Below are 14619 nucleotides of genomic sequence, written 5' to 3' on the forward strand. Positions count from 1 at the left end.
GCCACCCGGATGCGCACCTGTCGCGCATGTGGATGTGGAGCGGGGAGGTTCTCCAAGACCAGCACCTCTGGTCCGCCGTAGCGGTGCTGACGAATGGCCTTCATTCCGACTCCCGGTCGGCCCGTTGACTCATCCGCGCAGGTGAAGCGTGACGTGGCAGCCAGCTGTCGATGGCCCGGGCAAGTGACTCGGGCTGGTCCTCCGGCGCGTGGTGACCGGCAACACCACAGTCGACCACGTCGAGGCTGACGATGTTCTCGACCGCCCAATCGTGGACTGCCGGCCCCATGAGCCCGGGCCCGTCGTGGAAGACGGGCATCAGCTTCGGTATGTCAGTCGACGTCCGCAGCCAGTCGTCGTAGGCCTCGACTCGGTCGACCACATCGGCCGGTTCACCGTCGATGGGCATGGACCGGGACCACTGCAGCATCGGTCGGCGGGACTCAGGTGTCTGGTACGGAGCCCGGTAGACGTCGTGGTCTTGGCGACTGAGGTCGGCGATCGCGCCGGGGAGCGCCTGCTCGATGAACACGTTCGCGTCGAGAACTGCCCGCGGGCCGGCATCCGACTTCAGCATCTTGAACACCGGTCGGGCGGATGCGGGAAGATCCTCCCAACTCATCGGCCGGAGGATCGTCTCGAAGAACACGATGCCTTGGATCTGGTCCGGGTGGCGGGCGGCCCAATCGAGTGCGAGTGCACCACCCCAGTCGTGGCCGACCAGGATCGGCTCTCGGATGCCCATCGCCTCGAGCCACGCGTCGAGGTAGCGGGCGTGGTCGGCGAACGTGTAATCGATAGCGGGCTTGCCCGACCGTCCCATCCCGACCAGATCTGGTGCGAGGGCACGGAAGCCCTCGCCAGCCACTCCAGGGATGACGTTGCGCCAGAGGTGCGACGAGGTCGGGTTGCCGTGCAAGAACACGAGCGCGTCGCCGACTCCCGACGACTCGAAGTGGATGTGCGAGTCGAGGACGTCGATGTCAGGCATGGAGACTCCAGGGGTCCTAGGATTGTCAGGAACCTGCCCAATTGTAGGAGGTAGACAGGTGCCTGTCAATCCCGATGACCTCAGCCATGCCCGCCCGCGGATCTCGCGCCTTTCGCGAGTCATCCACGACGCCTATGGCCGAGCTGTCGATTCCGCGCTCGTGGCGGCAGGATTTCCTGACCTCACCGGCGGGCGGGCAAAGGTCCTTCCCTTCGTTCGGGATGATGGAATCGCGCTCGGGCGGCTGGCCGCGCTGGTCGGAGTCCGCAAGCAGACGGTGGCCGAGATGGTCACCCAGCTCGAACGCGACGGCTACGTTCGCACCGAGCTGAACCCCGACGACGCCCGATCGCGACTTGTGGTCCTCACCGATCGTGGCCAGCGCGCACGTCCGGTCGCGGTGTCTGCCGGCGAACGGGTGGAGAGGGATTGGGCGGAACTCACGAGTCCGGCCCTGGTCGAACGGCTCAGGTCCGACCTGCAGACGCTGATCAACGCCATCGAGACGGGGTCGTCTGAAAATCCGTAGATGACCGCGGACGCGGACGGACGGCAGGCTCTCGTCGGCAGGGTGACGTGCTTCGCCTCGCTGTCGTCGTGCCGTTACGGCAGCGGGATCGTGTCGGTCATCGGCGTCCCGTGATGACGCACCTTCAGCACGCGATAGCCGCGGCCGGTCGCCGCCCGATGCACGCTGAACGAATCGTGCAGGGTCGCGGCCAGCCAGCGCTGGAGCGAATCCGAACCGAGGTTCCGCTGCACCACGAACCACCCGTCGCTGCGCTCGTCCAGCCGGGGAATCCACCGGCAGCATGTCGTCGCGAGCTCGTTCTTGCCGACCCGGATCGGCGGATTCGACCGGATGCCGCGGAACACGACGTCGTCGGGAACATCATCGGGGGTCACCGCGTTGATGTTGTCCAGACCGAGGGCGTCGGCGTTGCGGCGGACCAGATCGAGGGCCCGCTGATTGACGTCCACCGCCCACACGCGTGCGTGCGGGGAGTCCAAGGCGATGCTGAGGGCGATGGGCCCCCACCCGCAGCCGAGATCGAGGATGTCGCCGCCCGGCGGCGGAGGCGGCGTGTTCGACAGAAGGACCTGCGTGCCCGAATCCACCCGGTCCGGACTGAAGACGCCACCGGCGGTGGTGACCTCGACGTCACGACCGGCCAGGCGCACCTGGATCGTACGGAGGTTCTCGGCACTGGCAGGGGTCGCGCTGAAGTAGTGCTCGCTGCCCATGAGGCTTCAGCGTAGCGGAAGGAAGAACGATGCCGGAGACTAGAGTGTTGCGAATGGATGAGAGCCCGACCGACCCCGTGGATCGCGTGCTGGCGCGCGCGGACACTCACTCCGGCGTGCGCGTTTTCGGCAGTGCCCAGGCGCTGCAGAGCGACGAGACCGCGTCCGGGACCGGCGTCGACGGGGAGCAGTGGGACCGCGAGGAGCGCGCCGCTCTGCGACGCGTGCCGGGCCTCTCCACCGAGCTCGAGGACGTCACCGAGGTCGAGTACCGGCAGCTGCGACTGGAGAACGTCGTGCTCGTCGGAGTGCACCCCCAGGGTGCCCAGGAGGATGCCGAGAACTCGCTGCGCGAGCTCGCGGCGCTCGCCGAGACGGCGGGGGCCATCGTCCTCGACGGCGTGATGCAGCGACGCCCGCATCCCGACCCGGCGACGTACGTCGGGCGGGGGAAGGCCGAAGAGCTGCGGGCATGGTCCTCGCCCTCGGTGCCGACACCGTGATCGCCGACACCGAACTCGCGCCGAGCCAGCGGCGCGCGCTCGAGGATGTCGTGAAGGTCAAGGTCATCGACCGCACGACCGTCATCCTGGACATCTTCAGCCAGCACGCGAAGAGCCGTGAGGGCAAGGCGCAGGTCGAACTGGCCCAGCTCGAGTACCTGCTGCCGCGCCTGCGCGGCTGGGGCGACTCGATGAGCCGCCAGGCCGGCGGACAGGTCGGCGCCGGCGGCGCCGGGATGGGGTCCCGCGGGCCCGGTGAGACGAAGATCGAACTGGATCGGCGTCGCATCCGCACCCGGATGGCGCAGCTGCGCCGTCAGATCAAGGACTTCGGTCCGGCACGCGCGGCCAAGCGGGCCGAGCGCAAGCGGCACACCGTGCCCTCGGTGGCGATCGCCGGGTACACGAACGCCGGCAAGTCGAGCCTGCTGAATCGCCTGACCAGCGCCGGCGTGCTCGTCGAGAACGCGCTGTTCGCCACGCTGGATGCGACCGTCCGCCGCGCTCAGGCCGCCGACGGCCGGGTGTACACGCTCACCGATACCGTCGGGTTCGTGCGCAACCTGCCGCATCAGCTGGTCGAGGCCTTCCGCTCCACCCTCGAAGAGGTGGCCGACTCGGACGTCATCGTCCACGTGGTCGATGCCGCCCACCCCGACCCCGCCGCGCAGCTGGCGACGGTGCGCGATGTGATCGGGGATGTCGGGGGCCGCGACATCCGCGAGATCGTCGTCTTCAACAAGGCGGATCTGGTCGGCGACGACACCCGCCTGGTGCTGCGCGGACTCGAGCCGACGGCGCTGTTCGTCTCCAGCCGGACCGGCGAGGGGATCGCGCAGCTGCGCCAGACGATCGAGGACGCCCTGCCGCTGCCGGCGGAGGAGATCACGGCACTCGTGCCCTATGACCGCGGCGACCTCATCTCGGCGGTGCACGAGTCGGGGATCATCCTCGAGCAGCGGCACGAGGCCGCCGGCACGCTCGTGCACGCCCGGGTGGGCGCGCAGCTGGCGGCACAGCTCGCCGCGTACGCCGTCACCGACTGAGCGTCACCGAAGGAGCGTCACCGGCTGAGCGTCAGCGGCTCCCCGTCGGCCGGGGTGAAGCCGAAGACGGCCCCCAAGAAGGCCAGTGACGTCTTCATGGCGTCCACCACGGTCTCGGAGCGGCGGAACCCGTGCCCCTCGCCGGGGTAGACGACGTAGGCATGCGGGATGCCGCGGGCCGCCAGCGCGTCGCGGATCGCCTCAGACTGGGCCGGCGGGACCACCGGGTCGTCGGCGCCCTGCAGCGCAGCACCGGCACCCGGAAACGCTCCGGGTGCGACAGCGGCGACCGCTCCAGGTACAGCCCCTCGGCGGCCGGAAGCGGCCCGATCAGACCGTCCAGGTAGCGGGACTCGAAGTCGTGCGTGTCGGTGGCCAGCGTCCGGGCGTCGCCCACGCCGTAGCGAGAGATCCCCGCGGCGAACACGTCCGTGTTCGTCAGTGCCGCCAGCACCGTCCATCCGCCGGCGGAACCGCCCTCGATCGCCAGGCGCGCGGCATCCGCCCGTCCCGCCGCGGCCAGGCCCGCGGCCGCCGCGGCCACGTCGTCCACGTCGACCACGCCCCACTGCCCGCGCAGCCGCTCCCGGTATGCCCGGCCGTATCCGGTGGAGCCGCCATAGTTCACGTCCAGCACGCCGATGCCGCGGCTGGTGTAGAACGCGATGCGCGCGGATGCCGCGGCCGCCGTGTGCGCGGTCGGCCCGCCGTGCACGAACACGACGTACGGCGGCCGCTCTCCGGTCGGCGCCGTGACGTCGGGGTGGGTCGGCGGGTAATCGAAGGCGTGCACCGGTCCGTGCGGGCCGTCGAACGTCGCCGCCCGGGGCACCGGGTTCCACTCGGCATCCCAGGATGAGGCGCCGCCGCTGATCCGCTCGGCGCCAGCCGGATCCTCGACATCCACGAGCCAGACCGCTGGCGGGCCGGTCAGCCCGGCCGCGGTGAGGAGCACGCGGGACCCGTGCGCATCCTCGATCGAGGCGTTCGCGGTGGCGTCCACCCCCACCCGTTCGGCGCTCCCGGAGCCCGGATCGAGGATCACGACCTCGTCGCCGCCGTTCGTGCGGATCGCGACCACGCGTCCGTCCGCCAGCGGGCGGAACCAGCGCGTGCCCAGCACCCACAGCGGCCCGCCGGTGTCGGCGTCGGCGGGTGCGACCGGCCGGGGCTCGGCACCGCCCGAGACCCGGATCCGCCAGAGATTCCAGCGGCCGGTGACATCGTCGGCGTACAGCAGCTCGTCCGCGCCCAGCCACTCCGGCTCGGAGCACCGCCGACGCGCCGGCGGCCACCGTCGCACCGGACGGGGAGTCGCCATCCGACAGCCGCCGCACCTGCAGCCGGGTGCGGTCCCACGGCATGTCGGGGTGGTCCCACGCGATCCAGGCGAGACGGCTGCCGTCCGGTGACAGCGCCGGGTGGGCGACGAAGTCGCTGCCCGAGGCCAGCGAGCCGATGATGGGCGTCTCGCCGGTCGTGATCTCGACGATGTCGCGCACCGGGACGCCCGCTCCGGCATGGGTCTCGCGGATCGCCAGCAGCCGGTCGTGCTGCACGGTCAGTCCGCCGTAGCGCTCGCCGCGACCGTCCGGAGTGAGGCGCCGGGACTGGCCGCCGGCCAGCTCCCACACGGCCTGATCGCTCTTCTCCACGAAGAAGAGGCGTCCGTCCGCGGTCGCGGCCCACGCCCCGCCGCCGTACTCGTGCACGCGGGATCCCACGTTCCACGGCGCGGGCAGCGGCACGCCGGAGCGACGTGAGTGCACGGTCATCCGCCCACCCTCGGCGGGGACGGACGCGCCCCACCAGATGTCGTCGCCGACGAACTGCGCGCCGTCGATCCGCGGGGCGGAGGATGCCGCCAGCTCGGCCGTGATCGGGGAGGGCCAGGTGCCGTAGGGGAGCGTGGAGGGCATCCTTCCACGCTAGTCTGCGGGGCTGGTGCCGGCCCGCCGAACGGCGCCCGCGGGCCTGCCTACGGTCGTATCCCTTCGTCGATATGGACCTCGAAACAGTGCGTCACATCCGGTGTCGACGCTGCCGGATGGCCCTACCGTGGTCGCATCGACGCCCGGTCCTCCCGGGCAGGAGCGACAGCCGAGCCCGGCACCCGCCCGCGAACACACAGCGCACTCCCGCGCTGGACCGCGGCCGCCCGGCCACCGCCCTTGCCACCGAACAGGACCCCGTCATGTCCCTCGCCGACGACCTCCCGCGCGGCGCCGACCTTCCCGAGGGGAGCGGCGCTTTCCGCGAACGCGGCACGCTCCCGTTCTCGTTCGAGCTGTACCCGCCGCGGATGCCGGAGGCCACGCCCGCGCTGCACGAGACCATCCGGCACCTCGCCGCAAGCCGGGCCGCGCTTCATCTCCGTCACCTACGGCGCCGGAGGGTCGCACGGTGGCCGCTCGCTCGCCCTGCTCCGGCATCTGCGTGCGCACACCGCGGTCGAGCCGCTGGCGCACCTGACCTGCGTCGGCAACACGTATGCGGGTGCGGCCCGGCTCATCCGCGAGTTCCTGGACGCCGGCATCCGCAGCTTCCTCGCCCTGCGCGGCGACCCGCCGGACGGCGCGACCGAGGGTGACCGCTTCCTCGGCGATCTGGACAGCGCGGCACAGCTCGTGCAAGCTGATCGACCGGGTGCAGGCCGAGCGCGCACCGTACGCCGAGACGCCGCTGGCGGGGCTGCCCGGCGCGGCCCGGCTCGATCGCCCGGAGCCGGTCCAGACCGCGGTGGCCGCGTTCCCGCACGGGCACCCGCGCTCGCGGCACCCGCGCGAGCACATCGACGCGCTGCTGGCCAAGCAGGCCGCCGGGGCGACGTTCGCGATCACCCAGCTCTTCTTCCACGCCGACGACTACCTCGGCTTCGTCGACCGGTGCCGGAGCGCGGGCGTGACCCTGCCGATCCTGCCCGGCATCATGCCGATCACCGCGCCGTCCCGCCTGCACCGGGTGCTCGAGCTGACCGGCCAGGACGTCCCCGCCGAGCTGTCCATCGGACTGCAGATCGAACCGGATGCCGCGGCCCGGCGGGCGTTCGGGATCGGCTACGCCGCGCGGCTGGCCGCCGAGGTCGTCGCCGGCGGCGCCCCCGGCGTGCACCTGTACGCCTTCAACAGCCATGACACGGTCCTCGCGGTCCTCCGCGAGGCCGGCATCCTCACCACCACCGACAAGGAGACCGTACGATGACCGCTTTCCCGCAGGGAACCATCCTGGGCTACCCCCGCATCGGCCGCCGCCGTGAGCTCAAGCACGCCGTGGAGGCGCACTGGGCCGGGCGGATCGACGAGGCCGAGCTCGAGCGGATCGCCGCCGCGCTGCGCCGCGGCACGCGTCGACGTCTGGTCGACCTCGGGCTCGGCGCCGACGACTCGTCCATCCCCGAGTCGTTCTCGTTCTACGACCAGGTGCTCGATGCGGCGGTGACCGTCGGGGCGCTCCCGGAGCGCTTCGCCGCGCTGCGCGAGCCGGACGGCACCATCGGACTCGGCGCGTACTTCGCCGCGGCCCGCGGCGACCGGGAGCGCGCGCCGCTGGAGATGACCAAGTGGTTCGACACGAACTACCACTATCTGGTGCCCGAGATCGGACCCGATACCGCCTTCGTGCTGGACGACGACCGGCTGGTGCGGCAGATCGCCGAGGCGCGTGCGGACGGCATCACGGTCCGTCCGGTCATCGTCGGCCCGGTCACCCTGCTGGCCCTGTCGAAGCCGGCGGCCCCTACGCCCGCCGGCTTCACCCCGCTGGACCGGCTCGAAGACCTGCTCCCGGTGTACGTCGACCTGCTCGCCGCACTGAGGGCCGCGGGTGCCGAATGGGTGCAGCTGGACGAGCCGGCACTGGTCAGCGAGAGCCTCCCGGTGGACGCGTCGCGCCTGGCGGCGGCTGCCCGGCGCGCCTACGACGTGCTGGGCGGCGGCGGCGATCGACCGTCGCTGCTGGTGGCCGCCGGCTATGCGCAGCCGAGCGCCGAGGCATGGCGCGCGCTGGCCGCCGCGCCGATCGAGGCCATCGCGCTCGACCTGGTGCGCGGTGACGTGCCGGAGCCGGCGGTCGGCCTGGGCGAGAAGACCCTCGTGGGCGGGGTGATCGACGGTCGCAACGTCTGGCGCGGCGATCTGGCCGCCGCATGGGACACGCTGGAGCGGTTGCGGCGCCTCGGCGCCGGACACGTCACGGCCGGGACATCCACCTCGCTTCAGCACGTGCCGCACGACGTCGCGGACGAGGCCGATCTCGCCCCGCGGCTCGCGTCCTGGCTCGCGTTCGCCGACCAGAAGGTGCGGCAGGTCGCCACGCTGGCGACCGGACTGGAGCGCGGACGCGCGGCCATCGACGAGGCGCTGGATGCCGCATCCGCCGCCCTCGCCGACCGGCGCAGCGCACCCGGGGTCCGCGACGGGGCGGTGCGGGTGCGCGCGGCTGCGCTGAGCGCCGACGCCTTCGTCCGCGGCGATCATGGGGCCCGCGAGGCGGCGCAGGATGCCGCACTGGACCTGCCGCCGCTGCCGACCACGACGATCGGCTCGTTCCCGCAGACCGACGAGCTGCGCCGCACGCGCGCCGCGCATGCGAAGGGGGAGATCTCCACCGCCGAGTACGAGGCAGCGCTGCGGCTGGAGATCACCGCCGTGATCGGGCTGCAGGAGGAGCTGGGGCTGGACGTGCTGGTGCACGGCGAACCCGAGCGCAACGACATGGTGCAGTACTTCGCCGAGAACCTCGACGGATTCGCCGTGACCCGCAACGGATGGGTGCAGTCCTACGGCACGCGCGCCACGCGACCCTCGATCCTCTGGGGCGACGTGTCCCGCCCGGCGCCCATCACCGTGCCGTGGTCGGCGTTCGCGCAGGCGCTGACGGACAAGCCGGTCAAGGGCATGCTCACCGGCCCGGTGACGATCCTGGCCTGGTCGTTCGTCCGCGACGACCAGCCGCTGGGCGAGACCGCGAACCAGGTCGCGCTCGCGCTGCGGGACGAGATCGCCGAGCTCGAGGCGGCGGGACTGCGGATCGTCCAGGTCGACGAGCCCGCGCTGCGCGAGCCGCTGCCGCTGAAGCGGGTCGGCCAGCAGGCCGACCTGGACTGGTCGGTCAACGCGTTCCGTCTGGCCACCGCGGGCGTCGTCCCGGCCACGCAGGTGCACACTCACCTGTGCTATTCGGAGTTCACCGAGGTGATCGACGCGATCGCCGCGCTGGATGCCGACGTCACCTCGATCGAGGCGGCCCGCAGCGGTGGGGAGGTCGTCGGCGACATCGCCGCCGCCGGCTTCGAGCGGGGCGTGGGACCCGGTGTGTACGACATCCACTCGCCGCGGGTGCCCCGCGTGAGCGAGATCACCCGGCTGCTGGAGCGCGCCGCCGCCGAGCTCGGGCTTGCGGCAGATCTGGGTGAACCCGGACTGCGGGCTGAAGACGCGTGCCTACCCGGAGACGGTCGCATCGCTGCACAACCTGGTCGAGGCCACCCGACGGGTGCGCCTCGGGCTGGAGGTCGGCGTGCCGGCCTGATGCCGTGACGACGCGGTTCCGGGTCGGGGCGATCGCGCCCGGCCCGGAACCGCGTCTGCGGATCAGACCGCGCGCAGGACGGCGACGACCTTGCCCAGCACGACGGCGTCGTCGCCCAGGATCGGCTCGAACGCCGAGTTGCGGGGAGCAGCCAGGTGTGACCGTCGCGCTGCCGGAACGTCTTCACCGTCGCCTCGCCGTCCAGCATCGCCGCGACGATGTCGCCGTTCTCGGCCGTCGCCTGCGACCGCACGACCACCCAGTCGCGATCGCAGATGGCGGCGTCGATCATCGACTCGCCCTGCACCTTGAGCATGAACAGGTCGCCCTTGCCCACGAGCTGGCGGGGGAGGGGGAAGATCTCCTCCACCTGCTGCTCGGCGGTGATCGGCACCCCCGCCGCGATGTGCCCGACCAGCGGGACGAGGGCGGCGTCGCCGACCGCCGGGGTGGTGTCGGCGGGATTCTCGGTGCCCGAACCGGGCAGGTCGATCAGCACCTCCATGGCGCGCGTCTTGCCGGCGTCGCGTCGCAGGTAGCCGCTCAGCTCGAGCTGGTTCAGCTGGTGGGTCACGCTGGACAGCGACTTCAGGCCGACCGCGTCGCCGATCTCGCGCATGCTCGGCGGATACCCGTAGCGGGCGATCGAGCGCTGGATGACCTCGAGGATCGCCATCTGCTTCTCGCTCAGGCTCTTGCGTCGGCGCGTCTGTCGGCGCGGCTTGGGACCCGCGTCGTGCGATGCATCGGTCATGTCAGCTCCCGTTCTTGCCGCCGAGGCAGCGTCTTCGAATGTCGGAGGTCGGTGATGGGGTGGCCTCATCGAAACGGTATCCGTTCCCGAACCGGATCGAGGGCAACGCCGTCGCGTGTCGCCCTTCGAGTCGATTCGGGGAAGATCCCGCTTGACAGTTTACAACATCGAAACTAGATTCGGAAGAGAAGTTCGGCACCGGTCCTCCCGGCCGAGGGTCGGCGCCGAACCTCTCCCCATCACTCGGAGGAACGCATGAGCACCATCGGCATCGCCAGCACGGCAGGGATCACGCCGCACAGCACGGCCCACGCGGCCACCCGCCTGCGACTGACCGCACGCGGTCGCCGTGTGCTGGCCGCCCTGGTGGCGCTGCCGGTCGCCGCGGCGATCGGCATGGCGGCGCTCAGCGGCGGATCGGCGCTCGCCTCGCGCGACACCGGGGCCGCGGCGGGGTCGTTCGCGATCGTGACCGTCAGCGCCGGCGACACGCTGTGGTCGATCGCGCAGACGGTGGCGCCGCAGGCCGACCCCCGGGACGTGGTCGACGGGATCGTGCGCCTGAACGCGCTGGACGGCGTCACGGTCGCGCCGGGCGATCGACTGTCGATCCCGACCGAGTACGCGCCGGCGAAGTGACCCGCCGGGCGCCCGCGGCGCGCGCTCTACGATGGGACGCGTGAGCCCCCGTCTGGAAGACCTGCCGATACGCGACGATCTGCGCGGACTGACACCGTACGGCGCCCCGCAGGCGCCTCTGCCGGTCGCCCTGAACGTCAACGAGAACACGCATCCGGTTCCGAAAGAGGTGTCCGACGACATCCTGGATGCCGTCGCCCTCGCGCTGCGGGACGTCAACCGGTACCCGGATCGCGAGTTCACGGTGCTGCGCGAGCAGTTCGCCGAGTACCTGGGTCACGGGCTGACGCGGGATCAGATCTGGGCGGCCAACGGGTCGAACGAGGTCCTGCAGGCACCTGCCTGCAGGCGTTCGCCGGACCGGGCCGGACGGTGTTCGGGTTCGCCCCGACGTACTCGATGTACCCGCTGCTGACCCGTGCCACCGGCGGGCAGTGGGTGGCGGGCGAGCGCGGTCACGACTTCACCATCGACGCCGCATCGGCCGCGGCGCAGGTGGCGCAGGCGCAGCCCGACGTGGTGATGCTGTGCGCACCGAACAACCCGACCGGCACGCCGCTGCCGCTGGATGTGATCGAAGCCGTGTACGAGGCGACCACGGGCATGGTGATCGTCGACGAGGCGTATTGGGAGTTCGCGCCGCGCGAGGAGCGCTCGGCGCTGACGATGCTGGCCGATCGACCGCGGATGGCGGTCTCGCGCACGATGAGCAAGGCGTTCGCGTTCGCGGGTGCGCGTGTCGGCTACCTCGCCGCCGACGCCGCCGTGATCGACGCCCTGCGTCTGGTCCGGCTTCCGTATCACCTGAGCGCGCTCACCCAGGCCGCAGCATCCGCCGCCCTGCGCCACGCCGAGACCATGCTGGCCACGGTCGACGACATCGTCGTCCAGCGCGATCGGATCTCGGCCACTCTGCCGGCGCTCGGCTATGACCCGTACGAGTCCTGGACGAATTTCGTCCTCTTCTCCGGCGTCGAGGACCCGGGTGCGACCTGGCGGGCCCTCTACGAGCGCGGCGTGCTCATCCGCGACATCGGGCTGCCGCACTGCCTGCGCGTCACAGCCGGCACCGAGGACGAGACCAGCGCGTTCCTGGATGCGCTGGCCTCGGTAGACTCGGCGTCATGACCAGCGCCGCCTCCCGCACCGCCTCGCGGACCCGCACCACGAGCGAGTCGACGGTCGAGCTCGTGCTCGATCTGGACGGCGCCGGCGCATCCCGCATCGACACCAGCGTCCCGTTCTTCGACCACCTGCTGACGGCGTTCGCGAAGCACTCGCTGACCGACCTCACCGTGCGCGCCTCCGGCGACACCGACATCGACGTGCACCACACCGTCGAAGATATCTCGATCGTGCTCGGCCAGGCCATCCGCGAGGCGCTCGGCGACAAGAGCGGCATCTCGCGCTACGGCGATGCGCTCGTGCCCCTCGACGAGGCGCTCGCCCAGGCGGTCGTGGACATCAGCGGGCGCCCGTACCTCGTACACGACGGCGAGCCGGCCGGCTTCGAGCTGCACCTGATCGGCGGGCACTTCACCGGCTCGCTGGTCCGCCACGCATTCGAGGCGATCTCGTTCCACGCGGGATTGACCACGCACGTGCGCGTGCTCGCCGGCCGCGATCCGCACCACATCGCCGAGGCCGAGTTCAAGGCCTTCGCGCGCGCGTTCCGCCAGGCCAAGGCGCTCGACCCGCAGGTGGACGGCATCCCCAGCACCAAGGGCGCGCTGTGACCGCTCGCCCTCTCGTGGCGGTCCTGGATTACGGCTCGGGCAACGTCCACTCCGCGGTCAAGGCGCTCGAGGCCGCCGGCGCGGATGCGCGGCTGACCGCCGACCGCGGTCTGGCGCGGGACGCCGACGGACTGGTCGTCCCCGGCGTCGGCGCATTCGCCGCGGTGATGGCCGCGCTGCGCGCCATCCGCGGCGACGAGCTGATCGACCGCCGGCTGGCCGGGGGCCTGCCGGTGCTGGGCATCTGCGTCGGCATGCAGGTGCTGTTCGAGCTCGGCGTCGAGCGCGGGGTGGACACCGAGGGCCTGGGCGAGTGGCCGGGCGCGGTCACTGAGCTGGATGCCCCGGTCCTGCCGCACATGGGGTGGAACACCGTCGCGCCGGATGCCGGCAGCCGCCTGTTCGCGGGGATCGAGCGGGAGCGCTTCTATTTCGTCCACTCCTACGCCGCCGCGCAATGGTCGCTGCAGACGCAGGCGCCGTTCCCCGCCCCGGCCCTGACCTGGTGCACCTACGGCAGCGGCCGGTTCCTGGCCGCGGTCGAGAACGGGCCGCTGTCGGCCACCCAGTTCCACCCGGAGAAATCCGGAGCCGCCGGCATCCGCCTGCTGTCCAATTGGATCGACGGCCTGCCCCGGGCTACTGTGTGACCTCGTGCCCAGTGATTTCGAGCCACACCCGAACTGACCCTCCTTCCTGCCGTCGACGTGGCCGACGGCAAGGCGGTCCGCCTCACCCAGGGAGAGGCGGGCAGTGAGACGGACTACGGCGACCCGGTCGAGGCCGCGCTGGAGTGGGCCCGGCAGGGAGCCGACTGGATCCATCTCGTCGACCTGGACGCGGCATTCGGCCGCGGCAGCGACGCCGGAGTGCTGCGCAAGGTGATCAAGCAGGTCCGGGGCGTGCAGGTCGAGCTGTCCGGCGGCATCCGCGACGATGCGTCGCTGCACGCCGCGCTCGAATCCGGTGCCACCCGCATCAACCTCGGCACCGCCGCGCTGGAGAACCCGGAGTGGGCGGCCGACGTGATCGGCCGGTACGGCGATGCGATCGCGGTCGGGCTGGACGTGCGCGGCACGACCCTGGCCGCACGCGGCTGGACCCGGGAGGGCGGCGACCTCTGGACCGTCCTGGACCGCCTCGAGGACGCCGGATGCAGCCGCTACGTCGTCACCGACGTGACCAAGGACGGCACCCTGCGCGGGCCGAACCTCGAGCTCTGCGGCAGATCGCCGAACGGACGCCGAAGCCGGTGGTCGCCTCGGGCGGGGTGTCGAGCCTGGACGACATCATCGCGCTGCGCGCTCTCGTTCCGCTGGGCATAGAAGGAGCCATCGTCGGCAAGGCGCTGTACTCCGGGGCGTTCACCCTCGCCGAGGCGCTGGATGTCGCCAGAGACTGACGGCTTGCGCCCACGACCCGCACGCGACCGACTCGGCCGGCGTGCCGTGGGCCGGCCGCAGCTTCCAGGCCAATCCGCACTCCGGCGACGACGGCTCGGCCGATCCGGCGCTGCTGGCAGCCCTCACCGCCTGCGCGGAGGGCGCCGGCGACCCGGTCGCGGTCGTGGAGGCCTACCGCACCGCGCGGTCGCTGATCCCGCTGGTCGCCGAGAAGGGCGACGAGGGGGTCGGGCCGACGGGTCTGACCGTCGACAAGACGCAGGAGCTGTCCATCGTGACCGTGGCCGCCCCTGACGGCCGCCGGGTGCTGCCGGTGTTCTCCTCTGTCGGGGCGATGCAGACGGTGGGATGCAGCGGCCCGGCCGGTGCCGGCCGAGGGCGTGCGCACGGCTCTGGCGGCGGTGGACGACGACACCGATCTGATCGTGATCGACCCCGGCTCGCACACCGAGCACGTGCTGCGGCGCCCCGCGGTGTGGGCCATCGCGCGAGCGAGCCGTGGGAGCCCAGCTATCGCAGCCCCGACGTGTTCACGGCCCTGCAGGCCAGCGTGGCCCGCGAGCTGAACGTCATCGACCTCGAGGTGGCCCCCGGCGACCCGGACGGCCGACTGCGCGGCCCGGAGCTCGTGGTGCGGCTGCGGCTGATCGACGGACTCGACCGCGAGGCGCTGGATGCCGTGCTCGCCCGCCTCGCGCAGCGCTGGGCCGCCGACGACCGGATCGCCACCCTGGTGGACTCGCTCAGCGTCAAGCTCACCCGCTGAGCGGGCG

9 protein-coding genes and 8 pseudogenes are annotated in these 14619 nt (G+C 71.8%); 12 read left to right on the forward strand and 5 right to left on the reverse strand.

Features of this window, described 5'->3' with window-relative positions; translation table 11 throughout:
• Positions 1–100: 100 nt before the first annotated feature.
• Entirely contained in the window at positions 101–991 is an 891-nt protein-coding gene (locus L2X98_RS16800) for a haloalkane dehalogenase (protein WP_259611647.1), read from the reverse strand.
• Positions 992–1049: 58 nt separating this feature from the next.
• On the opposite strand from L2X98_RS16800, the gene L2X98_RS16805 reads away from it, so the two are divergent.
• On the forward strand, positions 1050–1520 hold the full coding sequence (locus tag L2X98_RS16805) for a MarR family winged helix-turn-helix transcriptional regulator (protein ID WP_259611648.1): 471 nt from the start codon (positions 1050–1052) through the stop codon (positions 1518–1520).
• A gap of 74 nt (positions 1521–1594) precedes the next feature.
• Here the strand turns inward: L2X98_RS16805 and L2X98_RS16810 are convergent, their stop codons facing one another.
• Positions 1595–2236 (reverse strand): class I SAM-dependent methyltransferase, encoded by a 642-nt coding sequence (locus tag L2X98_RS16810; protein WP_259611649.1) that lies wholly within the window; start codon positions 2234–2236, stop codon positions 1595–1597.
• Positions 2237–2265: 29 nt separating this feature from the next.
• On the opposite strand from L2X98_RS16810, the pseudogene hflX reads away from it, so the two are divergent.
• Positions 2266–3785 (forward strand): annotated as a pseudogene (gene hflX / locus L2X98_RS16815) (GTPase HflX).
• Positions 3786–3802: 17 nt separating this feature from the next.
• On the opposite strand, the gene L2X98_RS16820 reads toward hflX, so the two are convergent.
• Together L2X98_RS16820 and L2X98_RS16825 are read right to left on the reverse strand one after the other, a co-directional pair.
• On the reverse strand, positions 3803–4009 hold the full coding sequence (locus L2X98_RS16820; RefSeq protein WP_259611650.1) for a S9 family peptidase: 207 nt from the start codon (positions 4007–4009) through the stop codon (positions 3803–3805).
• Positions 4010–4095: 86 nt separating this feature from the next.
• A pseudogene (locus L2X98_RS16825) lies at positions 4096–5106 on the reverse strand (prolyl oligopeptidase family serine peptidase); the annotation flags it as partial.
• Between the two features lie 26 nt (positions 5107–5132).
• On the opposite strand from L2X98_RS16825, the gene L2X98_RS16830 reads away from it, so the two are divergent.
• From L2X98_RS16830 to metE, 4 genes and pseudogenes are all read left to right on the forward strand, one after another.
• Positions 5133–5360 carry a hypothetical protein gene (locus L2X98_RS16830; protein ID WP_259611651.1) on the forward strand — a complete coding sequence of 76 codons (228 nt, stop codon included), beginning with the start codon at positions 5133–5135 and terminating at the stop codon, positions 5358–5360.
• A 188-nt stretch (positions 5361–5548) separates the two neighbouring features.
• Positions 5549–6358: pseudogene (locus L2X98_RS16835) on the forward strand (methylenetetrahydrofolate reductase); the annotation flags it as partial.
• Positions 6359–6371: 13 nt separating this feature from the next.
• Positions 6372–6986 carry a methylenetetrahydrofolate reductase gene (locus L2X98_RS16840; protein WP_259611652.1) on the forward strand — a complete coding sequence of 205 codons (615 nt, stop codon included), beginning with the start codon at positions 6372–6374 and terminating at the stop codon, positions 6984–6986.
• Positions 6983–9314: pseudogene (gene metE, locus L2X98_RS16845) on the forward strand (5-methyltetrahydropteroyltriglutamate--homocysteine S-methyltransferase). The gene L2X98_RS16840 and the pseudogene metE overlap by 4 nt, the downstream one beginning before the upstream one ends.
• A gap of 62 nt (positions 9315–9376) precedes the next feature.
• Here metE and lexA read toward each other — a convergent pair.
• Positions 9377–10068, reverse strand: a pseudogene (gene lexA / locus L2X98_RS16850) (transcriptional repressor LexA).
• A gap of 255 nt (positions 10069–10323) precedes the next feature.
• Between lexA and L2X98_RS16855 the strand changes: the two are divergent.
• From L2X98_RS16855 to L2X98_RS16880, 6 genes and pseudogenes are all read left to right on the forward strand, one after another.
• On the forward strand, positions 10324–10707 hold the full coding sequence (locus L2X98_RS16855; RefSeq protein WP_259611653.1) for a LysM peptidoglycan-binding domain-containing protein: 384 nt from the start codon (positions 10324–10326) through the stop codon (positions 10705–10707).
• Between the two features lie 31 nt (positions 10708–10738).
• Positions 10739–11835 (forward strand): annotated as a pseudogene (locus L2X98_RS16860) (histidinol-phosphate transaminase).
• Positions 11832–12443: an imidazoleglycerol-phosphate dehydratase HisB gene (hisB, locus tag L2X98_RS16865; RefSeq protein ID WP_259611654.1), complete on the forward strand. Its 612-nt coding sequence runs from the start codon at positions 11832–11834 to the stop codon at positions 12441–12443. The pseudogene L2X98_RS16860 and the gene hisB overlap by 4 nt, the downstream one beginning before the upstream one ends.
• Positions 12440–13093, forward strand: a complete 654-nt coding sequence (gene hisH, locus L2X98_RS16870; protein WP_259611655.1) for an imidazole glycerol phosphate synthase subunit HisH — start codon at positions 12440–12442, stop codon at positions 13091–13093. Before hisB ends, hisH begins: the two co-directional genes overlap by 4 nt.
• Positions 13094–13126: 33 nt before the next feature.
• Positions 13127–13845 (forward strand): annotated as a pseudogene (gene priA, locus L2X98_RS16875) (bifunctional 1-(5-phosphoribosyl)-5-((5-phosphoribosylamino)methylideneamino)imidazole-4-carboxamide isomerase/phosphoribosylanthranilate isomerase PriA).
• Positions 13842–14612 (forward strand): annotated as a pseudogene (locus L2X98_RS16880) (SseB family protein). Before priA ends, L2X98_RS16880 begins: the two co-directional pseudogenes overlap by 4 nt.
• Positions 14613–14619: the final 7 nt, after the last annotated feature.

This window comes from Microbacterium elymi, from assembly GCF_021582895.2.
In the GTDB taxonomy this organism is placed as follows: Bacteria; Actinomycetota; Actinomycetes; order Actinomycetales; family Microbacteriaceae; genus Microbacterium; species Microbacterium humicola.

What these genes read in the sequence shown, in the direction of transcription:
- L2X98_RS16800 (WP_259611647.1), bottom strand. Translation starts at nt 991, where the DNA reads ATGCCTGACATCGACGTCCTCGACTCGCACATCCACTTCGAGTCGTCG.
- L2X98_RS16810 (WP_259611649.1), bottom strand. Translation starts at nt 2,236, where the DNA reads ATGGGCAGCGAGCACTACTTCAGCGCGACCCCTGCCAGTGCCGAGAAC.
- L2X98_RS16855 (WP_259611653.1), top strand. Translation starts at nt 10,324, where the DNA reads ATGAGCACCATCGGCATCGCCAGCACGGCAGGGATCACGCCGCACAGC.
- hisB (WP_259611654.1), top strand. Translation starts at nt 11,832, where the DNA reads ATGACCAGCGCCGCCTCCCGCACCGCCTCGCGGACCCGCACCACGAGC.